Source organism: Sulfurimonas sp. RIFOXYD2_FULL_34_21 (genome assembly GCF_001830805.1).
Taxonomy (GTDB): Bacteria; Campylobacterota; Campylobacteria; order Campylobacterales; family Sulfurimonadaceae; genus Sulfurimonas.
On record NZ_MICH01000001.1, the window covers coordinates 54677 to 78780 of the forward strand.

Here is a 24104-nt window from a genome sequence, read left to right on the forward strand (position 1 = left end):
AGTTGCATTACTATAATATATCTCTTTTAAATTCTCCGCTAGAACCGTTTACATACCATAGTCTAAAAAGCATAGATATCGGTACAAAAGTAAGTATTAAAGTTAAAAACAGAGTAGTTGAGGGCGTAGTTATATCTACATGTCAGAAGCCCGATTTTAAAACGGTAGAAATTTTAGAAATTTATGACTATTTTTACTCTGCAAAACAGATTGAACTCTCAAAGTTTATATCTGTTTATTATGTTTGTTCTTTAGGAGAAGCGCTTTCTCTTATGGTTGCGTATTGCAAAAACGGTAGTGATGGCGAATATGAATTTAACTCTAAGATAGAAGATATCCATTTGTCAAATAGACAAAAAGAGGCGTTTGAATTTTTGCAAAAGCATAAAGTCTCACTTCTCTTTGGCGATACCGGCAGCGGAAAAACAGAGATTTACATGTACTATTTTGCAGAGATGATTAAACAGAACAGACGCTCTATTTTTCTTATGCCTGAAATTTCATTGACTCCGCAGATGAGCAAAAGATTACATAACCATTTTGGGGATGAAGTCGTTATGTGGCACTCTAAACTTACTCCTTTGCAGAAGAAAAAAGCGCTTGAGAAAATATATGACGGCTCCGCAAAAATAATTGCAGGGCCGCGCTCGGCTCTATTTTTACCCATAAAAGATTTAGGCTTAATTGTAGTTGACGAGGAGCATGACGATAGTTATAAATCATCTTCAAAACCTCGTTATAATGCAAGAGATATAGCGATATATATGGGAAAACTTTACGATATACATGTAGTTTTAGGAAGTGCCACTCCGAGTCTTGGCAGTTATGTTAAATTTCCGCATGTAAGACTAAAGGGCGGATACTTTAACTCAAAAAGAGAGTTTATATATGAAGCACGAGTCGAGAGTATATCACCTTTGATTTTGCAAAATATAAAAAACAATTTACAAAAAAAAGAGCAAAGTATCATATTTTTGCCTACACGGGCAAACTTTAAATATTTGATATGTGCCGATTGCGGGCATACTTACAAGTGTGTTTTTTGCAGTGTAGGAATGAGCGTTCATCAAAAATCAAGAGCGCTTAAATGCCACTACTGTAATTTTACTCAAGCTATACCGCAGAGATGTTCAGAATGTGGCAGCGAGAACCTTACAAGCTCAAGGCTTGGAACGGCAGAAGTCGTAAAAGAGTTACAAAATGAGTATAGTGATGCATTTGTTGAACAGTTTGACAGAGACGTCATTACAACTTCAAATAAGTTAAAAAAAGCTCTAAAGAGATTTAACGATAAAGAGACAGATATCCTCGTGGGAACGCAGATGATAAGCAAAGGGCATGATTATCACGGAGTTACCTTAGCCGTAATCTTTGGACTTGATAACATGTTAAATATGAGTGATTATAGAGCTAGAGAAAAAGCACTCTCGACTCTGATTCAAGTATCTGGGCGAAGCGGAAGAAAAGAGAGTGCAAAAGTGCTGGTTCAGAGTTTTAACGAGGAGTTTTTTAAAACTTATGTAAACAGTTATGAAGAGTTTTTGGAAGCTGAGAAGGAGTATAGAAAAGATTTATATCCTCCATATAAGAAACTTTGCAGGATTTTATTCTCACATAAAAACGGCATAAAAGCAGGGGAAGAGATGAATAAAATGCTTCAAATGCTCTATCAATTTTCAGAAATCGAAGTAGTCGGTTTTGGAAAGTGTGCCATAGAGAGAGTTAGCGATAAATACAGGTTTGAGATACTTTTACGAGCTGAAAAAAGCACGGAGATTATAAAAGCTGTATCTACATGTAGGGTTGATTCGGCACAGATAGATATGGACCCTATTGAATTTTCATAACATTGTCAAAAAACCAGTAAAACGACATTAAAACACCTGTCGTCTTTTGGTAGGATTCATCAAACATAAAACTTTTAGCTTCATTTACAGGTATATAAACAACCTCAATCTCCTCATCATGTAAACCGCCGCCCTCGCTTACTCTCATGCTCTCATCGCAAGATGCATAATATATGGTCTGATGTGTTCCGGATATTCCTACACTTGTGTAAAATGAGCCGATTTTTTGTAGATTTTCTAAAGGTACGTCATATCCGCACTCCTCTAAAATCTCCTCTTTTGCTATTTCGATATTTGATTTGTCTTTATCAACTATGCCTGCGCAAAGCTCATACATCATTCCGTTGTTTTTATTTTTATTCAGCACTGTAGCACGAAGCTGTTTTACAAGCACGAAAGCATTCTTTTGGCTATGCCAAAGAAGTACGGCAACACTGTCATGTGTTACTACCGCTTCCCACTTTTTTTCTACTCCAAACTCAGAATAGTTAATCAGTATCGGTTTTATAAATTTTGGATTTTCAAGTATCTGAATCGATTTTATCTTGTACACAGACTTCCCCGTCATAAAAGTAGCACTCAGTTTCATATATTGATACTCTTGGAAACTTTGTTTCATTATTAACATGAAGATTTATGCTCTGTTCATAATTTGATTTAAGTTTTAAAAATGCAACTCTCTCATTGCCTTTTAATTTTTTTGTAGCAACTTGAACAACTCTTTGCGGATCGATTGCTTGACCGTCTTTATAGAGTCCAAAATGAAGATGAGGACCCGTTGAGAGACCAGTGTTTCCCACATATCCTATAATCTGCCCTTTTTTAACAACAGAGCCGTTTTTAAGAGAGCCTTTAAAAGATTTTTGATGGGCATATAGCGTTAGATAACCGTCGCTATGCTGTATTTTTGTCAAGTTTCCGTAACCTCTTGTAGTACCTATAAACGTTATTCTGCCGCTTCCTGCAGCAGCAATCGGTGTTCCTCTGCCGGCAGCATAATCAATTCCTAGATGAGCACGATATTTTTTCAAAATAGGGTGAAATCTTCTTTTTGTAAATTGTGAAGATATTCGCGCACCTTTAACCGGAGTTGCAAGTAAAAATCCTTCAACCTCATTTCCATCTTCATTATAAAATCTATCATCACTGTTTAGATATATATAGTGTTTTTTATTTTTCATCTCTATCATTGCCACTTTTAGAGTCGGCATAGAAAAAGGTCTTCCTAAACGATATTTCTGCTCATATATCATAACAAGCGTATCGCCTTTTCTAAGGTCGCTTTTAAAATTTAGCGAGTGCTTAAAGCTTGATACAAATAGTGTTGCAAGTTTTTTTGAACCTGTTTCTCTTATAATATCCAGATACGGAGAGTGGTCTATTTTAAGAGTAAATGCTTCAGTTCTTGTTTCGCTTATAATTGGGATAGTCTCAAAAAGGTACTCACCGTTATTTTTATATATATGAATCTGAAGTTCATCATTTAGCGGTATAAATACCTGAGCTATCTCGTTATTTGCATCTCTTGACATGTGAAAATGAACATTTGATATTATCTCTTCCGTAAGCTGTTGCTCATCTTCGTCCAGATTATAATAGAGGGTTTTAAGAGGAAGATTGTTTCGTTCCAAAAATGATAAATATGTCTCACCGTCAATCCAGCGGGAGGTTTCGACTTGTGAGCTAAAAAGAGATGTTGTAAGTAAAAAAAATATAAAAAATCTTATCATATATATAACCGTAACCGTAAATTTTTAAAATAATGTCAAAACTCTAACAAAATTTGCCTTAGTGTGAGGTTTGTTTGATATAATCGCACTATATTATTTATAAAGTGAAGAGAATGAAGTACATATTTCTATTATTTATTGCGGCTTTAGAACTTTTTGGAGGTCTTTTAAAATCTCCTTTGATTGAGATAAACAAGGATGCATCGGAGGCAACGATTAAGGTTGATAAAGTTGATGTCGGAGTAAGCGGTTTTATAGTTCATGAAGTAGCAAAAGAGCATACGATAATTTTAAAAAATGTGGTAGTTAAGAGTTTTGATGAAAAGAGTAAAATTGCAAAACTTGAAATTAGCGAATTTGGCGAACTTAAAAACAATGCTCTACCGGTAGGTAAGTGGGATATAAAAGTCGGAGATATTGCCGTTTTAGCTTTTGGATATACAAGAGGAGTTTTAATAGCGCCAAATGAAGAGATATACTACAGAGTTACTAAAAGCTCTAAACTGCAATGGGTTCATCCTGATATTTTTGCTACAGTTTTATCATTTAACGGACATCCGACTCCACTTAGAAGCGACTTTAGCGAGATGAGTGTCAATACCTCAGTCGGTCTCTTTTTTATATTTTTAGAAAACAGAGTCTATACGCTAGATGCAAAAAGTTTTAAAATATTGGCAATTACAGACGCAAAACTAGAACAAAAAGAGACTCAACTCCCTTTTTATACAAGAGTTCCTGAAATAGACTCTGCTTGGTGGGGCGAGGGCAGCAGCAGACTTGAAGAGTATGAACCGCATTACTATGAGCTTATGATAAAAGCGAATCCACAAAGTAAAGAGCTTTACGATATTGTTAAAAACAGTTCTAAAAAAGTGCAGAAGCTGCTTGAAGAATTTGATATAAAAGGGTAAAAAATGATTGATAATAAACATTTAGACTATTTTGGCAAAGTTGTAGGAGACGAAAATATATATAGCGACAAAGCACATTTAATAGCCTACTCTTATGATGCCACAAGAGAGCATTTTGAACCTGACGCCGTTATATTTCCACGAAACGAAGATGATATCAGCAAAATTTTAAAGTACTGCAACGAGCATAAAATTATTATTGTTCCTCGTGGAGCAGGAAGCGGTTTTACGGGCGGCGCACTTCCTAGTAGTGGGGGAATTGTTCTTGGCTTTGAAAAGCATATGAACAAGATTTTAGAGATTGATATGAAGAACATGGTAGCAGTCGTTCAACCCGGTGTTATCAACATGGACTTACAACGTGCCGTTGAAGAGGTAGGACTTTTTTATCCGCCCGATCCCGCTTCTCAAGAGTACTCAAGTATCGGCGGAAACGTCAGTGAAAATGCGGGCGGTATGAGAGCTGCAAAATACGGAATCACAAAAGATTATGTTATGGCTACACGCGCGGTTTTACCAAATGGAGACATAATAAAAGCAGGTAAAAAAACCATAAAAGACGTGGCAGGATATAACATAAGCGGCATTTTGATAGCTAGTGAGGGAACATTGGCAGTTCTTAGCGAAATTACCTTAAGACTTATTCCAAAACCTAAACTTACAAAAACCGCTATGGGGATTTTTCCTACCGTAAAAGATGCAATGAACGCCGTGTATAAAACAATGGCAAGCGGTATAACGCCAGTTGCAATGGAGTTTTTAGATAATTTGACGATTCGTGCGGTTGAGCAGACTTTTCACAAAGGACTTCCAATCGATGCAGGTGCGCTTTTAGTTACCGATGTTGACGGAAATTTAGAAGAGGATTTAAATTTTCAGCTTGCCGAAATCGAGAAGGTTTTTTTTGAAAACGGATGCAGCGAATTTAAGATAGCAAAAGACAAAAAAGAGGCTTCCGATATCTGGTTTGCAAGACGTAATGCTTCTCCTGCACTTAGCGTTTATGGAAGTAAAAAGTTAAACGAAGACGTAACTGTTCCGCGTTCTGCTTTGCCTGAATTACTTGAAAAGTTTTATGCGATAGCAGATAAATATAATATCAAAATTCCATGTTTTGGACATACCGGAGACGGAAATGTTCATACTAACGTAATGGTTGACGGTAAAGACCCCGAGCAGGTTAAGATTGCTTACATGGCAATAGAAGAGGTGTTTCAAGCAACAATTGATTTGGGCGGAACGCTTTCGGGTGAGCATGGAATAGGTCTTGCAAAAGCTCCTTACATGTCAATGGCATTCACGCCAGAGGAGATGGCACTTTTTAAATCTATTAAGACGGCATTTGACCCAAATAACATCTTAAATCCTGCAAAAATGGGACTAAACTAAGTAGATTTAGTCCGCATATTTTGAGTCTGAGAGTGCAGAGTTCGCCTCTTTGCAACTCTCTTCATTTAGACAAAAATTAGTAATTAACTCCTCTTTTTGATTGTAATAGTTAAAGTTAATTACCAACCCCTCTTGCATTCTTTTAAAATAATCGTCTCTGCAAAATTTTCTCTTCATTAATGTTTTATTCATCATCTCAAATTCATCTTTTATATCTACTAGTACAATCTCCTCTAAATTGCTTTTTAAATATATATCAACCGAGTTTTTATCAAAAGAGATTTTATTAATATGTGTCTTTTTTCTTGGAAAATCTTTTAGTTTTTCAATATTTTCATTTACGCGACCGCAAAAATCTTCAAGATATTTTTGCTGTTCTAAATCGTCGGCATTTAAAAGAGTTGCAGTAATTAGAAGTATCAATAGTAGTGAGTTTTTCAACAGGTACCTTTTATTTTTTATAATTGAGCGTTTTGATTATATAGATTGCTTCGTCATAACTTCCTCTCGATGATAATCATTCAGCTAACTCAATTAATTAGAGCTGAAATTCTACTAAATATAAGCTAATTGTGTCATAATAAAAGTTCTTTATTTACGGAGTTTTTTTAATGCAGATTATTTATAAAATATATGGGTATATAAAGTTATTTTTAACGTCATTTATAGATAGAGATCTTACATTTTATGCCGCAAGTCTTAGTTTTTATACGATTTTTACTTTAGTTCCGCTACTTTTAATAACGCTTACTCTCTTTACTTCTTTGCCGAATTTTTCAGATTATTATATAAAAATTCAAGAGTTTATTTTTTCAAACCTTATGCCTGTAAACTCTGAAGCTCTTATGGGTCATATAAACGGCTTTTTACAAAATTCGGTTGAGATGAGCATGATAAGTTTTGTAGTCGTAATCATCTCTTCACTTCTGTTTTTTCAAAATTTTGAGTATATTGCAAATAAAATTTTTCATGCAAAAAAAAGAGGAGTCTGGGAGTCTGTTACGACATTTTGGACGCTTTTGACACTGACTCCTATCGGGCTTGGAGTCTCTTTTTATATTACGGGGCATATTGCCTCATTGATGGCAAACAACGAATACACATCCGGTATAAATATCCTTCCGCTTGTACCTTATATCATTATCTGGGGGCTGTTCTTTCTTATATTTCAAATCTCCGCAAATACAAAAATCAGTGCAAAAGCTTCTCTTCAAAGCTCTTTTATAACTTCTATCGTATTTAGCATTGCAAAAAACGGTTTTATATATTATGTTTTTTACAACAAAGCCTATGCAACGATGTACGGCTCTTTTTCTATTGTCATGTTTTTGTTTTTATGGATTTATGCCTCATGGATTATATTTGTTTACGGGCTTAAATTATGTCACATTATAAATAGCGTATATCAGGATAAAAACAGCGCAGAGGAGAGTTAAAATAGCCGCTTTTCTTTGAAATATGCCCATAAGCGAAAGTGTTACATGTAAGATTAAAAGTTCATAACCGAGTTTTACATGTAAGCCGTTTGTCCCTAATGCTATAAAACTCTCAAGCAGAGTATCAAATAAATCTCCAAAGCCTGCTACATGTAAAAATATACTAAGCGGATAAAAAATAGTAAAAAGTACGGAGTAGATTATCGAGAGAGGGTGATAGAGGCTGAAATTTTCAAAAATTGCAAGTGAAAAAGGAAGCATCAAAATATAAACCCAAAAAGGCAGTAAAATAAACTGCAAAGTTTTACTAAAATGTTTGAAGTGAATTAGAAATAAAAATATATAAAATACGCCCAAAGCTGAGAGCCAAAATCCAAGAGAGAAAAAAAGCCGCGGGAAAAATGCCAAAAGCAGAAGAAGAGTAAGAAACAGAGTCTGCATAGAGACGATTTTTATGCCTCGTTCATAAAGTATAAATCCGACGAGTAACATTCCAAAAGCACGAACAACCGAAGGCGGAGAATCTAAGAATAACATGTAGGCAAAAAGAGTTGAACTTACTAGCATAAAAAGATGCAGTTTCTTGTTTGCATAAGGGAAAAATTTATCTTGCAAAGAGCCGTAAATAGGAGAGAGTATAAAGTAAAGCAACGCACTTAAGACGCCTAGATGAAAACCGCTTATGGCTAAAAGATGAGATACGCCTAAAGTCGAAAATGCTTTTTGCAGCTCAAATTCCAAAGGCGTAGCACTGTATAGAGCCTGATAGATATTTGCAATTTTTGGATTTACATGTGAGGCTGATATATATGAGTTTAGATTTGCTTTTATGTTTTGTTCATCTTTTATGGCGATGATTTTGCTGTTTGCATAAAAAGTGTTTAGATATTCGTAAAAAGTGAGTTTAGGCAAGAAAATTTCAAGATGTAGTTTTTTATACTTAATATCTTCAAGTGATTTTTTGGCGGTTGTGTAAAAAGTTAAATCATCTTCGCTTTTTAGTTTTAAAACCTGATAAGTTCTGCCGTTTTTGGTCTTGACATACTGCTTCAGTACTAATGCATTGACAAGTGCCGAATCAAATTTAGTAAGTTTTTTATAGTTTGTGTACTCAACAAAAACAGAGATAAGAAGTATAAAAAGAGAAGCTATGATAAAAAAAGAGATATCACGTTTTGAGGTAAAAAGCGAGACTCTCTCTATCATCTATCTAAAGCGGCGGCATTGAAACCATATCGTTAGAAATATCAATATTTGCCGAACGGGTATCGACATTTTCATAAATTGTCTCTATACCTTTGGCGTAAGGAGTTGCATCCACGAAGCGGGTAAGTTTTTTTTGAAAAATAAGTTTTACATGTCCGGTCGGTCCGTTTCTTTGCTTGCCTATGATTATCTCTGCATCCTCTTCCTCTTTTTCTATATAAGTCGGATTGAACTCTTTTCCTTCTGCTTTTGCAGCTTTTTCTCGCTCTTTTTCCTCTTTGTATAGGTAAACGTCATCACGGTAAACAAAGAGAATAATGTCGGCATCCTGCTCGATAGAACCAGATTCACGGATGTCGCTTAGCATCGGTCTTTTGTCGTTTCTTGATTCAAGTCCGCGGTTGAGCTGAGATAGTGCAACGATTGGCATATTTAGCTCACGGGCAAGCATCTTAAGCCCCCTTGACATCTCTGAAACCTGCAAGTGTCTGTCTTGAGTTCCGACACCGCTCATAATTTGAAGATAGTCGATTACGGCTATTTCTATTTCAGGGTGCTGATTTTTTAATTTTCGCAGTTTTGAGCGAAGCTGATTTATATTTATGCTTCCGGCATCATCTACAAAAAGTTTAGCATTGTTCATTCTGTCAATCGCACCGTTTAGGGAACTCCACTGATCATCATTCATATCTCCGACACGCAGTTTTTGAAGAGGAATAGATGTCTGGATGGAGAGAAGTCTAAGCATAAGTTGTTCGGCAGGCATCTCAAGTGAGAAAAATGCTACGCCTTTGCCTTTTGTGATGAGGTTGTTAACGGTGTTTAAAATAAAACTTGTTTTTCCCATTGCAGGACGAGCTGCAACGATAACCAAATCCCCCTTGCCAAATCCAGTAGTCATTTTGTTTAGTTCATGAAAACCTGTATCAACTCCGACAAGAACGCTATTGCCGCGAGCTTTCATCTCCTTGATGTACTCCATCGTGTCAAAGGTCATTTTCGGAGAGTTTTTAAAGTCGGATGTCTGGTTGTCTTGAGTTATCTCATAGAGTTTTTTCTCTACTATATCGATAACTTCCGCACTTGGAAGCTCCTCTTCTACCGTTACTCTTTTTATCTCGGTAGTAAGCGTTAAAAGATTGCGTTTAAGAGATTTGTCTCTTATCTCGTCAACATAAGCTTTTGTGTTTGAGATAGGGTTTGCCGAGAGAATTTCAAGCATAACGCTCTCATCAAACTTTTTCATTTTGATAAGCTCTTTTTTGATGAACTCCTCATCAATAGGCTGATCTTTTTGTAAAAGCAGGGTCATAACGCTAAATATATCTTGATGGGCAGGAAGATAGAAATCATCTTTTCTTAACTGTGTGCCAAGCTCATCAAATTGGCTGGGTTCAAAAACGATTGAACTTAAGATGCTTCGCTCAAAAGCTAAATTGTATAAATTTTCTTGCATCACTCTGTCTCTTTCGCCATTTTTTCAACTTCGGCTACAAATCTATCTACAAGCTCATGCTCATCAAGGTTTGCAACAACTTCGCCTTTAACCATGACAAGCCCTTTGCCTTTTCCGTAAGCGATTGCCACGTCTGCATGTGCGGCTTCACCGATTGCATTTACAACACATCCCATAACCGAGACGTTAAGAGGCGCTTTTATGTGAGCAGTACGCTCTTCTATCTGACCTACCGCGCTCACCAAATCCGCTTCGATACGTCCACATGTAGGACATGAGATTATATTTAGCCCGTCTTTAACCGCGCCGCTGTCTTTTAAAATTGCACGTCCTACTTTAATCTCATCTTCAAGCTCTCCGGTAATAGAGACTCTCATGGTATCGCCTATACCCTCAAGAAGAAGCGAACCAAGCCCGATAGCACTTTTAACGGTTGCGTGAAAAAGCGTTCCGGCTTCGGTAACTCCAAGATGAAATGGATAGCTGTTTTTAGGACGTAACATTCTATAAGCATTAACAGTTCTTTGTACGTCACTTGCTTTTAGAGAGATTTTGATATCATCAAATCCCAAATCTTCCAAAAACTTGATGTTATATTCGGCTGAGGCTACCATCCCCTCTGAAGTCTGTCCGTATTTGTTTAAAAACTCTTTTTCCAAACTACCTGCATTTACGCCGATACGGATAGGTATATTACGAGCTTGACAAGCTTTTACTACCTCTTTTACGCGCTCTTTCGAGCCTATGTTTCCGGGATTTATCCGTATGCAGTCAACCACTTCTGCGGCAACAAGTGCAAGACGATGATTGAAGTGAATGTCTGCAACAAGAGGCAAAGAGATTTGCTCTTTTATGCTCTTTAATGCAAGTGCATCCTCCATATCCGGAACTGCAACACGAACAATGTCGCATCCTGCAAAATGCAGTCTTTTTATCTGCTCCACAGTAGAAGCGACATCCGAGGTTTTTGAAAATGTCATCGACTGCACGCTGATAGGTGCATCACCGCCTACTGCTACGTTACCTACAAATATTTTTTTAGTTGGGTATCTTTTTATCATAAAGAGATTTTAGCCAGATTGGAATAAAAAATCGCTTTGAAAAAATTTTGATATAAAAATATGACAATTTGCAAAATAATTATATTTTTTTGTAAAAATATAGTATTATTAAATGTTTTAAAATATTAAGTAAGGAAATTTTTATGAAATACTTTGAACTGACATGCAAGGCATACTTAAAAAAAGATGTAGGATTTAGTAGAAGTTTTGAGATGCTCTCAAAATATATAAGCTACTCTATGGCAAAAGGCGGACTTGAAGAGTCGCATAAAGACAAGGGGTTTAAGTACTATGTTTTTAGCGGATTTCGACCAAATGAACAGGACTTAAAAACGAAAAAATACCAAAACAGAAATATTTATGAATTTACTATTCGCTCACTTAATGAGAAGCTTATAGACACTCTTTTACACGCACTTAGAGAAAATATCAACAGTAGCGACATGCTAGTGCTCCAAACAACAAAAAAAACAAGTAAACAATTTTTTATAAGCGAACTTTACTCTGCAACACCTGTCATAGTTTCGCTTGAGAGCAAAAAATATTGGACGATGAAAGAGAGCGGAGATATCATGCAACTCCAAAAACAGTTGCATGATAATCTAGCAAAAAAGTATAAAAGCTTTTTTGGCGAAGAGATTGAATCGGTACAAAATTTTATACAGCTGCTTGAGATAAAAAATAGAGTCCCGCAAAATATAAACATAACAAAAGATGACAAACAAATCACCTTTTTCGGAAATAAATTTCGCATCGTCCCAAATGAAGACGAGGTAAGCCAAAAACTGGCGTTTGTCGCTCTTGCATGTGGACTTGGGGAGAAGAACAGTTATGGTGGGGGATTTTGTTTGGGGAAGGGTATGAGATGATAACGGTTCAAGAAGTGCATTGGAAATCAAAAGGACTTTTTAATAAAGATGAGCTTCACAACATCATGACATTAGTGCTTGAACAAAACAGTTTTTATTTTGACCCTAGCGATAGTGATTTTTTAGGAGCTGTTTTTAAAGAGTATGTACGAAACTTTTTAGATAAAAAAAGTGCTACGCTTGAATTATCTAAAAAAGAGCTGTTTTATTACAATGAAAATGCGAATCTCTATTTGCTCAATCATATCTATAACGACCTTTTTAAAGATAAAGAGCCAAATCCATTTAATGCAATATTAGAAGATGATGAGGATGGTGCAATAAATTTGGGAATGTTTAACTTACCGTTTGCCTCTCAACTTAAAAATTTGATAGAGATTTTACAAAAGATGGAGATTGATTTTAAAAAGCTCAGTGAAGACTACATGCTTTTAGGCTTTCCAAACTCTATGGAGTGCTATGAAAAAAAAGATGTGATAGATTTGAGCTATAAAGTGTGGGAGGAGAGGGAATGATAAAAGAGATTGTGGAGTTTATGGATGCTAACGATGGGATTGAACAATATTTGGATGCAAAAATTGATGGACTTTTTATTTATATAGATTTAAAGGATTCACAAAACATTGAAAGCAAAATAATAAAAGGAAAATCAAGAGTATTTGAGTTTTATCAGTTTGAAAATAATGAACTAAGAACTTCAAAATTAGATACAGATATACAAAAGGTTTTATATTTTGCCAAGGTTTATTCTAAAGGCAAAAATAATAATTTTCAGCCGTACAAAAAAGTGAAGTCTTTAGATAGTACATCTCCATTTTTTATGAAAGTTGACTTTGATTTCAATGGCGAACAAATCAACTTTTATAAATTTGATAAGAAAAATGAAATACATTTAGTAATCACTGAAAATATTAATGCACATTTTTTAAAGGCTATTGAATATATCGATGAAAATAATGACTATAAAAAATTTATAGAAATAATAAAAAATATAGCATTAGAGCTGATTCCAAATTTTCAATTCAATAATATTTTAAAAGAATTGTTAAAAAAAGAACTTACGAATAAAAAAGGAAAAACTACATTAGAACAAGAAAGTATTTATATTTGTTTAGATGTTGGAAACATTCAACAGACTAGATTTGATAGTTTTTATCTAAAAGAAAAATCATTTAATAAAAAAAGCTCAGAAATGATATTTGAAAAAAACAAGTGCAACAGCTGTGGTCTTATAGATAATATTTCAGCACCGTTTTTGTTTACAAACTATGATAGTACTTTTGCAAATAAGAATTTTGGAATAACTTATAATTTTAAAATTTGTATAAATTGTGCTACAAAGTTAATAAAATTTTGGGAATTAGCAAAGCTCAATATATCAAACCCATTACCATTAATAATTTACAAAGACGATAGAGAAATTAGTGCTTTCCGAGATGTGTTTAAGATACTAGATGAGAAAGAAGAGCCAAAGACATATAGAGAAATAATTAAGGAACTTTATGAAAAATATCCAAAAAGTTTAAAGAATTATTATTTATTCAATTTTAAATTTGATGGACCTCAAAAAAAATTATTTGCGAATGATGTTGATTATATTCAAAATTTTAAATATATGACAAAATTTCAACTTATAAATTTCATAGAGTTAAAAAATCATAAAATGTTACTGAACAAGCAAATACTAGATTTTTCAAGTTTATATGAAGACTATTTGTCAGTATTCCAATTTGAAAAGATTTTTCATGAATTGATTTTTGAGGAAAAGTTAATTGGAAATTATTTTACCCCTTATGATGATAATAAATTAAAAATGACTTATTCCAAAATAGATTCAAAAAACTCAAATAGTTTACTCAAAAATTATCTTATCAAATATCGTCAAAATTTTTATGATTTTATCTACAAATCCTATCAATCTAGTCTCGATAACATTGAGTTTAGGGAGATGATTTTGGATATTATCAAAGACAATATAAAACATGATAAAGCCAAAAAAGCTAAGGATGAGAAATATTATTCAATCTATGAAAATGAAATATTAGAAAAATTAAATTTGCTATTTAGCATAAAACATCATTTTAAAAACGGAGGTGAAAAAGTGGAACAAGGCGAATTTGTAAAATTAAAAGAGAAGATGAATATCTCTTTGGGGTATTGGCAAGATGCCATAGACAAAGATGGCAAGGTAATTTTAAAAAATGATAAAAAGCCAAAAAGAGAGTTCGTCGGAATAGATCATATAGAAAATGACGATAAGTTATTTGCGTTTCTTTGCGGTCAAATGGCAAGGTTTCTAATTGAGCAGAGTGAAAAGAAAAAAGAAAATAAAAATCATAGTGATTTTAGTGCTTTTACAGATTGGCAGACAAGTAAACTTTTAAAAGAGTATATTTATGATATTCATAGAAAGTATGCTCATAAACTAAAATTTTATAAAAGATATGACAAAGCAATGAGTATTGTTCAAACATATAAAGATAATCTTAATATCGATGATGTAATGGAATATATGGTCGCAGGATATTTTGCTGACAATCAAATTTTAAATCAAAAACAGGAGAATGAAAATGAGTAATACGGAATTTAATAATAGAGTATATGGGTGTGTAGTTGTTAAGGCAATCAATGCAAATTATAATGCAGATTTTAATGGACTTCCTAGAAGATTGAAAAGTGATGGTAGTTTTTATGCGACAGATAAATCGTTTAAGTGGCTTGTAAGAAATTATATTAAAAAGAATTATGAAAAAGAAAAAGTACTTTTTACAAAACAGTACGATGAAAATTTTTCAGTTTTAACATTAAAGCAAGCATATTCCAAATTAGAACAAAAAGAAAATACTTTAATGACATTGCTTGAATGTATTGATGTAAGATTATTTGGTGCTACATTGGCAGATGCAGGAAACAGCTTATCTCTCCATGGTGTCGTGCAGGTTAATCATGCAACAGATTTATTCCATAAAGGCAAAGTTTATACGGATGAAATATTATCTCCATTCGCAACGAAAGAGGGTGATGGAAACAATACCATTGGAGCTATGAGCAAAGCGACAGAAGCTCATTATATTCATAATTTTTCAATCAATCCTAAAAATTTATCAAGTTGGGAAAATGTAATAAACAAGGAACAAAAAACTAAAAAAGAAAAAAGTTTATTGGATGAAGAAGAGAAAGAAAGTAAACTAAAACTTCTATCACAAAATGATATAACAATTCTAAAAAATTCTTTTAATAATGCTGCAACTTTCTATGATTCTCACTCAAAAAGTGGAGTAGAAAATGAGTTGTCTATTTATGTCACACTTAATGAAAATTCAATTTTAACTCTGCCAAATTTTACTCAATTTATCAAATTTACAAAGGGTGAAAATGGAGATAAAAATAGTTTTGATTTAAGTGATTTAATCAGTTATCTATCAAAAGAAAATATTGCTAAAGAGATTGCTTCAATAGATATTTATTCAATTGATGAACTGACGAATGTGACTTATGATAATCAAAATTTAAAAATTCAAAAATTTGATTTATCTCAAATTTTATAAAGTGTTTTGATATGAAAAAACTGATTAGTTTTACCATCAAAGCTGATTTTGGAATGTTTAAAAAACCTGATATTAACGATAAGATTTTTATCACTTATAATATCATTCCAAAAACATATATTTTAGGTATGTTGGGTGCAATTATGGGGTATTGGGGTTATGCACAAAATAAAGATAAAACTAAAATGCCAGAATTTTACGAGAAGCTTAAAGATATAAGAGTAGCGATTGCTCCCAGTGATAAAAATGGAGGTATTTTCAAAAAAGAATTTATCTTATTTAACAACACTTGCAACGGTGAAACAAAAAATATTACAGAACAAACTCTTGTAAATCCTGCGTATGATATTTACATAGAGCTTGATGAAACAAATGCAGAACATACTGAATTAATTGATAGATTAAAAAATCAAAAAGCGGAGTTTCTTCCCTACATGGGGAAAAATGAGTTCTCTTTATGGTGGGATGATTTTCACGAGCATACAATATTTGAAAAAGTTGAACAAAAAGAGCAATTTCATGTATTGACAATTATCCCGAAAGATGAAAACTTTGTGCTTAAAAATAGTGGACATAAAGAGCGAACAACAAACTATTTTTATCTTTTTGAAAGATTGCCTATTGATTGGAGTGATAATCCTAGACAATACAAATATCAAGATTTTTTATATACAAATGCTCTATTCAAATCAACTTATAGTTTTAAGTCAATTCAGCATATAGGAGAGCTTATTGAATCTGATAAAGGCGTGATATGTCTCTTTTAAAATTTAATAATTTAAAGATTAAACTAGATATTGACGAAAAATACAAAGCACACCTATCGAAGGATAAACAAAACAAAGAATCGCTAAAAGAACATATAGATTTAGTGTATGACTACTTTTTGAAACTGATAGAGCAAAATGGTTTGGAACAGCATTTAAACTCTCTTTTTGAAAAAAGTGCTAATTTATTTGAAGAGATAGAAGCAAAAGAAGAGTTTATAACTTTTGTAAAATATTTTTTTGCAAAAGCTGTTTACTGGCACGATATGGGTAAAATGAACCCAAATTTTCAAAAAGATAAAATGTTAAATGATATAGATGAAAAATCTATGATTTCAGATAGTCATCATTCGCCTCTTGGAGCATATTTATTTATTAATCACTCTTTGGATGAACTTTATTATAAGAATTTACATGATGATGAAGAAATTCTGGAAGCTATTATTTATATTTTTGGATTTTTAATCTCAAAACATCATGGAGTAATTTATCAATATGAAGATTTAAATATCGAACAAGAATTCGCAACTTTTTTAGATAAATTTAACATTACAACAGAACATACAAAAATCATTCAAACTGATAATAGAGGTTTTGTTTCTTTTTTTGATGCTGTAGAAAAAAATTGCGAAACCTTATTTCTTTTGTCTAAGTCCCTTTTTTCACTCTTAATAATATCAGATTACTATGCAACCGCTCAATTTATGAATTATGGAAATAGTAAAGAACTAAAATATAGTGATTTTGGACTTGTTAATAAAACTTTTGTAGATAAAATCTACAAAGAATTTTATACTGATAAATTTGATAAAAATAAAAAACAAATAACATTTAATCAATCATTGAAAAATAAATCAAATCAAGATTTTAAAAATTCCACTGAATTACAAGAAAAATCAAATGACAATTTAAATCATCTGCGAAATAAACTTTTTATAGAAGTTAGAACAAATTTACAAAATGAACTTAAAAAAAACAAATCACAAAATCTTTTTTATATAGAAGCTCCAACGGGTGCAGGAAAAACAAATTTATCACTCATGAGTGTAGTTGAGATACTAAAAAATGATACTTCAATCAATAAAGTGTTTTATGTTTTTCCATTTACAACACTTCTTACTCAAACTTACACGGCTATCAAAAAAACGCTAGAGCTTAATAATACTCAAATAGTACAACTTCACTCAAAAGCAAAATATAATCAAAAAATAGAGAGTGAAAAAGATGGAATTTATGGCGATGAAAAAACAAACTTTTTAGACAATCAATTTATGAACTATCCTATAACACTTTTAAGTCATGTCAAGTTTTTTGATATATTGACGGGCATTAGTAAAGATGATAATTATATCTTCCATAGGTTAGCAAATTCAATTGTCATCATTGATGAAATTCAAACCTATAGCCCAGATTTTTGGTCACGAATTGTTTGTTTACTCGATATGTATGCTAAAAACTTTAATATTAAATTTATCGTCATGAGTGCTACTTTGCCCAAAATTGACAAAATTATAGATAGTCAATTTTCTTTTTTAGTATCCAATAAGCAAGACTATTTCCAAAATCAGAATTTTGCAGATAGAGTAACAATAAATACAGATGTAATAAATTTAAATAAACCTGAAGAAATTTATCAAAGATTAGAAGATGAAAGTATTATGTATCAAAAATTGGAGACTACCAAATCAAAAAAAGTAAAAACAATCATAGAATTTATCACAAAAAAAGGGGCAGATGAGTTTTATAAATATGCCAAAAAAGTTAATGAAATTTTTGACGAGATTTTTATACTAAGTGGTACTATATTAGAATCTAGAAGAAGAGAGATAATTGATTTTATCAAAAATGTTCACGATAAAAATATTTTACTTGTAACCACACAAGTAGTTGAAGCAGGTGTTGATATAGATATGGACATAGGGTTTAAAGAAAAGTCTCTTGTCGATAGTGATGAGCAACTAGCAGGAAGAATCAACAGAAACAGTTCAAAAGAGGGCAATAAACTCTTTTTGTTTATCATTGGAAAAGGTAACGATAAATTTGTTTATAAAACAGATAAACGAAAAGGTATGGATGGAAAATATCAAGAAGATGGAAAAGAACAAAATGTCTTAAATACCAAAGATTTTGATAAATTTTATGATCAGATTCTGGATGTCATTATTGAGAATAACTATAAAACCTATATGGAAAATCTCAATACATATAAAACTCATATTCAAAACTTACGATTTAATGACTCTTATATCAAGCTTATCAACATGCAATCTGTTTCCGTTTTTGTCCCTCATAATATAATGGCAAAACTCTATTGGAATGCTTATCAAAAAGCTATTACGAATCAAGAAAAAGATTTGATTGATAAAAAAATTGATATTAAAAAACTTAGTGCAAAAATATCAAAATACACTTTTTCAATAGCTGATTATCCAAAGAGCGGTATTGAATATTTGGAAGTATATGGCGAAAAAAAATATGGCTATTTATATCTTAAAGAATGGAATGCAGAATGTGATGGTAAAAAGCTATACAGTTATAAAGATGGTTTGGATACAAGTGTCTTAAAAGGCGACTTTGTATCAATGATTATATAAAGGAACCCCATGCAAAAAATACAACTATTTGAGTCAAAAAAAATACGAAGTCATTGGGATGAAGAGGCTGAGCTTTGGTATTTTAGTGTTATAGATGTGATTGAGGTGTTAACGCATAGTGATAGACCTCGAAAATATTGGAGTGATCTAAAAATTAAGTTAAAAAAAGAGGGAAGTGAACTGTCCGAAAAAATCGGACAGTTGAAAATGAAAGCCTCTGACGGAAAAATGAGGGCTACGGATGTAGCGACAACTGAGCAACTTTTACGCTTGATTCAGTCGGTACCTTCCCCGCAAGCAGAACCTTTTAAGCAGTGGCTTGCAAAAGTTGGATACGAGCGAATAGAATCGATGCAAGACCCTGAAAAGTCTATCGATCAAGCGATGCAGGATTATCTTAGTTTAGGTTACTCTCAAAAATGGATTAACCAAAGGCTTAAAAGTATTGAAGTGAGAAAAGAGCTTACCGATGAGTGGAAAGCTAGAGGTGTAGCAGAGGGCAAAGAGTTTGCTCTTTTGACCAACATCATCTCAAAAGCATGGAGTGGTCATACAACTCAAGAGTACAAGAAACTCAAAGATCTCAAAAAAGAGAATCTTCGTGACAATATGACAAACCTAGAACTAGTACTCAACATGTTAGCAGAAGCGACAACGGCAGAAATCTCAAAAGAAAAAAAGCCAAGCGGACTACAAGAGAGCAAAAAAGTTGCCAAGCAAGGTGGTACGATTGCAGGAGATACAAGAAAAGCGATTGAGAAAAAGACGGGTAAAAAAGTGGTAACGAAGCAAAATGCCAAAGGTTTATTGGAAGATAAATGATTACAGGCACACTTATCAACTACTATTTTCACTGTAAAACCCAATGTTGGCTTCATGCAAACCGCCTTGAACCGATACATGTAATGTATTGAAACCGTGTAGGAAAGGACAAATATTCTGTCAAATCGCCACTTGAACCGATACATGTAATGTATTGAAACTACATAAGAACAGGTCACACCGTGTTTGGATGGAAGCTTGAACCGATACATGTAATGTATTGAAACTCAGAATTTCAGGAAGTTTTTGAGGCTTTTGGTTATGCTTGAACCGATACATGTAATGTATTGAAACCTGTAGATAACTCTTTTTCGTAGTTTAAAAGGTTGACTTGAACCGATACATGTAATGTATTGAAACGAATCAATTTTCTCATAATAAGAAAGAAAACCACTTCTTGAACCGATACATGTAATGTATTGAAACCATGGCTTGTTTAGCGGATAGCGTATCTGCACAGGCTTGAACCGATACATGTAATGTATTGAAACGAGTTATAACATCTCCTGCATCTTTTTTCTCAATAACTTGAACCGATACATGTAATGTATTGAAACTCTATTTCATCCATAACTCCTTCTAATTGATTTACTTGAACCGATACATGTAATGTATTGAAACTGCTAAATGGTGATTTAGTTTTAAAAAGAGATTGACTTGAACCGATACATGTAATGTATTGAAACGCAAGTATATCTTTTTGAGTTATGTCCTGCAAGAACTCTTGAACCGATACATGTAATGTATTGAAACTAAAAAGTTAGAAAAATATCTTTTCGATAACGGTATCTTGAACCGATACATGTAATGTATTGAAACGGAGGTATGATACCGTCATTTTGATATTCAACTTTTCTTGAACCGATACATGTAATGTATTGAAACTTTGCACCATTTTGACCTATTTGATTTAAACTCATAACTTGAACCGATACATGTAATGTATTGAAACGGAGATAAATGATGAGTTTTGGGATTTTGCTTGGCTTGAACCGATACATGTAATGTATTGAAACAAGCTTGCTGCGTCAAGTTCTGATGTGTCTAGCCCACTTGAACCGATACATGTAATGTATTGAAACAAGAGAAGTTTGACGGAATAATTATAAAAATAAGCCTTGAACCGATACATGTAATGTATTGAAACAGATACATGTTTACGCCTTTAGGCAAAGGAAGTATGCTTGAACCGATACATGTAATGTATTGAAACAGAAAAAAAGCTTTTGATACTTTGTCTTTAGAAGCTTGAACCGATACATGTAATGTATTGAAACGACTTTGATGCACTTTCAGCAGGTAAAAAAGCTGACTTGAACCGATACATGTAATGTATTGAAACCAAAAGAGGACTTCTTCAAAGTACATATTATCAACTTGAACCGATACATGTAATGTATTGAAACGGCGTTCAGATACAGCTGAGTGACCCTCAGTACGACTTGAACCGATACATGTAATGTATTGAAACGCAAGACAGACAAAGAGTTCACACTTTTAGACGGACTTGAACCGATACATGTAATGTATTGAAACGGCAAACAATAAACTGTTTTATAAAGCCGTAGATTGCTTGAACCGATACATGTAATGTATTGAAACAAAGATATTCAATCCTTGGTGTCAAGCTACAACAAGCTTGAACCGATACATGTAATGTATTGAAACAGAGTTAGAAGATGATTATGACACTACTAGACAAGAGCTTGAACCGATACATGTAATGTATTGAAACGCGAACTTAGAGTCAGCGGACTTACGATCAGCGAACTTGAACCGATACATGTAATGTATTGAAACGGCACTACCCCTAGATTATGATTAACAGTCCTTGCTACTTGAACCGATACATGTAATGTATTGAAACTCATCAATCAGCACCTAGAGGTAGTAAAACAGGTACCTTGAACCGATACATGTAATGTATTGAAACAGTATTGGGTACTTAATACCATCTTCCTCATACCCTTGAACCGATACATGTAATGTATTGAAACGGTAGCGGGACAACAAGGATTATCTACAGGTGCAGCCTTGAACCGATACATGTAATGTATTGAAACAGTTTAAGATTTAATAGAGAAGGGCGGTAGAGTAAACTTGAACCGATACATGTAATGTATTGAAACTGTTCAATAGTGATGTATCAATTGCATTGCGTAAACTTGAACCGATACATGTAATGTATTGAAACAGAGTAACGAAAGCTTAAAACGTTTTTTTATTCTGTCTTGAACCGATACATGTAATGTATTGAAACTTATCAGAACGGTTAATGTTAACGTTAAAATCTTGCTTGAACCGATACATGTAATGTATTGAAACGAAATTCAAGAGAGAGATTTATTATTCTTATCTCCTTGAACCGATACATGTAATGTATTGAAACAAAGAAACTAGCTATGGAAGATAAAGCAGCTAAACTTGAACCGATACATGTAATGTATTGAAACTTGGAAAGAACTGATCTAGCCACTATGAATATAACTTGAACCGATACATGTAATGTATTGAAACAGTGTTGATGGGTCTATTTTATAGCTATATATTTTACTTGAACCGATACATGTAATGTATTGAAACAGCATAACATAGAAGCAGTACCCGCAATTTTATATCTTGAACCGATACATGTAATGTATTGAAACTCGGAAGTGATATTTCTAAGCGACAAATCAGCTCTGCTTGAACCGATACATGTAATGTATTGAAACGACATTATAGAATGTCCTTACCAAAATGATTTGACTTGAACCGATACATGTAATGTATTGAAACAAACCATTCTCTCTGATGTTCCTAGTGAGATTTTTCTTGAACCGATACATGTAATGTATTGAAACAATAAACCTCGCCTATTGCATTCCCTGAAGCTGTCTTGAACCGATACATGTAATGTATTGAAACAAGCCTGCGTTCTGTATCTGCTCGGTTGTCATAAACTTGAACCGATACATGTAATGTATTGAAACAGCGGAGCGCAGATGTTATAGATTTGGGCAAAAACTTGAACCGATACATGTAATGTATTGAAACGGTGGTGGTACGGTTGTTATTCAAGCGCCTGGTCTTCTTGAACCGATACATGTAATGTATTGAAACATTATAACAATCTCCTTTAAAAACCCTCTCAGAGAGCTTGAACCGATACATGTAATGTATTGAAACGCTAAATCATCTATGATTGTAAAATCCCCAGTCGCCTTGAACCGATACATGTAATGTATTGAAACAATATCTTTACCTGCTGTTTTGCCTCGCAAAGATAACTTGAACCGATACATGTAATGTATTGAAACAAGATAGTTCCGTAAGTTTTATTGAACTCATCTAGTCTTGAACCGATACATGTAATGTATTGAAACGGTATTATTACATAATCGCCTGTTGCATAAGTTGTTCTTGAACCGATACATGTAATGTATTGAAACAGCTCAGATGATTGCACAAGCTATGAGAAAACTTGCTTGAACCGATACATGTAATGTATTGAAACAATGTTAGCGGCTGTTCTTGTGGACTCAGGAAATGCTTGAACCGATACATGTAATGTATTGAAACGATTCAGGATTATCATAATCTAAATCATCTTCATCTTGAACCGATACATGTAATGTATTGAAACTCAAATCGTCTGTGCTTGTAGCTAATGTGACACCCACTTGAACCGATACATGTAATGTATTGAAACATGAGCATTGAAGATTATGAAAAATCAAAAAATGCCTTGAACCGATACATGTAATGTATTGAAACACTCCTCCCGAAACATCAACAACTTTGACGCTATATCTTGAACCGATACATGTAATGTATTGAAACAAAGAAGCGTACCAATTTCCTCTAGCTCTACCTGTCTTGAACCGATACATGTAATGTATTGAAACATAGCAGTAGCAAAAGAAGAATACAAAAGAACATCTTGAACCGATACATGTAATGTATTGAAACAAGGTACTAATGCACCATGCATTATATGTGAACCGCTTGAACCGATACATGTAATGTATTGAAACACGGTCGCCCCTATCTTTTGTGAAAACTCTCCGATACTTGAACCGATACATGTAATGTATTGAAACATGAAAGAAAAATCAGTGCTGTTTTTTTCATATTTCTTGAACCGATACATGTAATGTATTGAAACAACATTCCGAAAGGGGCTTGGATATTTCCTCTTAAAACTCTTGAACCGATACATGTAATGTATTGAAACGAGAATTATTGTTCTTTAATATGAGCGTAAAACCTCCTTGAACCGATACATGTAATGTATTGAAACAATCTTGATGGTTTATCTTTAGAGGAAGTTCTGTACTTGAACCGATACATGTAATGTATTGAAACTAGTTTGATTTGTTATCCCATAAAAGAGTTTTTGCGCTTGAACCGATACATGTAATGTATTGAAACACCCTAGACAACCCACATGCTGGAGCATTATGAAACCTTGAACCGATACATGTAA

The 24104-nt window shown here is 33.3% G+C and carries 17 protein-coding genes, 1 pseudogene and 1 CRISPR repeat array; of the genes and pseudogenes, 12 read left to right on the forward strand and 6 right to left on the reverse strand.

Going from position 1 to position 24104, the window contains the following annotated elements; genetic code table 11:
• Positions 1–2 precede the first annotated feature (2 nt).
• Positions 3–1847, forward strand: coding sequence for a primosomal protein N' (locus tag A2530_RS00330; RefSeq protein ID WP_294883835.1), 1845 nt, complete (start codon positions 3–5; stop codon positions 1845–1847).
• Here A2530_RS00330 and A2530_RS00335 read toward each other — a convergent pair.
• Positions 1831–2400, reverse strand: a complete 570-nt coding sequence (locus A2530_RS00335) for an NUDIX hydrolase (protein ID WP_294883836.1) — start codon at positions 2398–2400, stop codon at positions 1831–1833. The two genes, A2530_RS00330 and A2530_RS00335, sit on opposite strands and share 17 nt — an antisense overlap.
• On the reverse strand, positions 2369–3577 hold the full coding sequence (locus A2530_RS00340; RefSeq protein WP_294883838.1) for a peptidoglycan DD-metalloendopeptidase family protein: 1209 nt from the start codon (positions 3575–3577) through the stop codon (positions 2369–2371). The genes A2530_RS00335 and A2530_RS00340 overlap by 32 nt, the downstream gene beginning before the upstream one ends.
• A 113-nt stretch (positions 3578–3690) precedes the next feature.
• Here A2530_RS00340 and A2530_RS00345 point away from each other — a divergent pair, with 113 nt between their 5' ends.
• Both A2530_RS00345 and A2530_RS00350 read left to right on the forward strand, forming a co-directional pair.
• The gene (locus A2530_RS00345; protein WP_294883840.1) at positions 3691–4488 is read left to right on the forward strand and encodes a plasminogen-binding N-terminal domain-containing protein; all 798 of its coding nucleotides are present in this window, start codon (positions 3691–3693) and stop codon (positions 4486–4488) included.
• 3 nt (positions 4489–4491) lie between these two features.
• Positions 4492–5877: an FAD-linked oxidase C-terminal domain-containing protein gene (locus A2530_RS00350; RefSeq protein WP_294883842.1), complete on the forward strand. Its 1386-nt coding sequence runs from the start codon at positions 4492–4494 to the stop codon at positions 5875–5877.
• Between the two features lie 6 nt (positions 5878–5883).
• On the opposite strand, the gene A2530_RS00355 is transcribed toward A2530_RS00350, so the two are convergent.
• Entirely contained in the window at positions 5884–6318 is a 435-nt protein-coding gene (locus tag A2530_RS00355) for a hypothetical protein (protein WP_294883844.1), read from the reverse strand.
• Positions 6319–6488: 170 nt separating this feature from the next.
• Here A2530_RS00355 and A2530_RS00360 point away from each other — a divergent pair, with 170 nt between their 5' ends.
• On the forward strand, positions 6489–7313 hold the full coding sequence (locus A2530_RS00360) for a YihY family inner membrane protein (RefSeq protein WP_294883846.1): 825 nt from the start codon (positions 6489–6491) through the stop codon (positions 7311–7313).
• On the opposite strand, the gene A2530_RS00365 is transcribed toward A2530_RS00360, so the two are convergent.
• Genes A2530_RS00365 through ispG form a run of 3 tightly spaced genes read right to left on the reverse strand, consistent with a single transcriptional unit; the run spans position 7257 to position 11036 of the window.
• Positions 7257–8519: a ComEC/Rec2 family competence protein gene (locus A2530_RS00365; protein ID WP_294883848.1), complete on the reverse strand. Its 1263-nt coding sequence runs from the start codon at positions 8517–8519 to the stop codon at positions 7257–7259. The genes A2530_RS00360 and A2530_RS00365 overlap by 57 nt on opposite strands.
• Before the next feature lie 4 nt (positions 8520–8523).
• Complete coding sequence (locus A2530_RS00370) at positions 8524–9975, reverse strand: replicative DNA helicase (protein WP_294883850.1); 1452 nt, start codon at positions 9973–9975, stop codon at positions 8524–8526.
• Positions 9975–11036, reverse strand: coding sequence for a flavodoxin-dependent (E)-4-hydroxy-3-methylbut-2-enyl-diphosphate synthase (gene ispG, locus A2530_RS00375; RefSeq protein ID WP_294883852.1), 1062 nt, complete (start codon positions 11034–11036; stop codon positions 9975–9977). Before ispG ends, A2530_RS00370 begins: the two co-directional genes overlap by 1 nt.
• Before the next feature lie 143 nt (positions 11037–11179).
• On the opposite strand from ispG, the gene cas6 reads away from it, so the two are divergent.
• The 8 genes and pseudogenes from cas6 to A2530_RS11910 form a co-directional block, all read left to right on the forward strand.
• Positions 11180–11905 (forward strand): CRISPR-associated endoribonuclease Cas6, encoded by a 726-nt coding sequence (gene cas6 / locus A2530_RS00380; protein ID WP_294883854.1) that lies wholly within the window; start codon positions 11180–11182, stop codon positions 11903–11905.
• Positions 11902–12420, forward strand: a complete 519-nt coding sequence (locus A2530_RS00385) for a hypothetical protein (protein WP_294883856.1) — start codon at positions 11902–11904, stop codon at positions 12418–12420. Before cas6 ends, A2530_RS00385 begins: the two co-directional genes overlap by 4 nt.
• Complete coding sequence (locus A2530_RS00390) at positions 12417–14483, forward strand: hypothetical protein (RefSeq protein WP_294883857.1); 2067 nt, start codon at positions 12417–12419, stop codon at positions 14481–14483. The genes A2530_RS00385 and A2530_RS00390 overlap by 4 nt, the downstream gene beginning before the upstream one ends.
• Entirely contained in the window at positions 14476–15453 is a 978-nt protein-coding gene (locus A2530_RS00395) for a type I CRISPR-associated protein Cas7 (RefSeq protein WP_294883859.1), read from the forward strand. The genes A2530_RS00390 and A2530_RS00395 overlap by 8 nt, the downstream gene beginning before the upstream one ends.
• 11 nt (positions 15454–15464) lie before the next feature.
• Positions 15465–16220, forward strand: a complete 756-nt coding sequence (gene cas5b, locus A2530_RS00400; protein WP_294883861.1) for a type I-B CRISPR-associated protein Cas5b — start codon at positions 15465–15467, stop codon at positions 16218–16220.
• Positions 16208–18814 carry a CRISPR-associated helicase Cas3' gene (gene cas3, locus A2530_RS00405; RefSeq protein ID WP_294883863.1) on the forward strand — a complete coding sequence of 869 codons (2607 nt, stop codon included), beginning with the start codon at positions 16208–16210 and terminating at the stop codon, positions 18812–18814. The genes cas5b and cas3 overlap by 13 nt, the downstream gene beginning before the upstream one ends.
• 9 nt (positions 18815–18823) lie before the next feature.
• A complete protein-coding gene (locus A2530_RS00410) occupies positions 18824–19636 on the forward strand; it encodes a BRO family protein (RefSeq protein ID WP_294883864.1) in 813 nt (270 codons plus the stop codon).
• Positions 19633–19677: pseudogene (locus A2530_RS11910) on the forward strand (hypothetical protein); the annotation flags it as partial. The gene A2530_RS00410 and the pseudogene A2530_RS11910, both read left to right, overlap by 4 nt.
• Before the next feature lie 24 nt (positions 19678–19701).
• A CRISPR array of direct repeats spans positions 19702–24049; the repeat unit is 30 nt; unit sequence CTTGAACCGATACATGTAATGTATTGAAAC.
• The last annotated feature ends 55 nt before the right edge of the window (positions 24050–24104 follow it).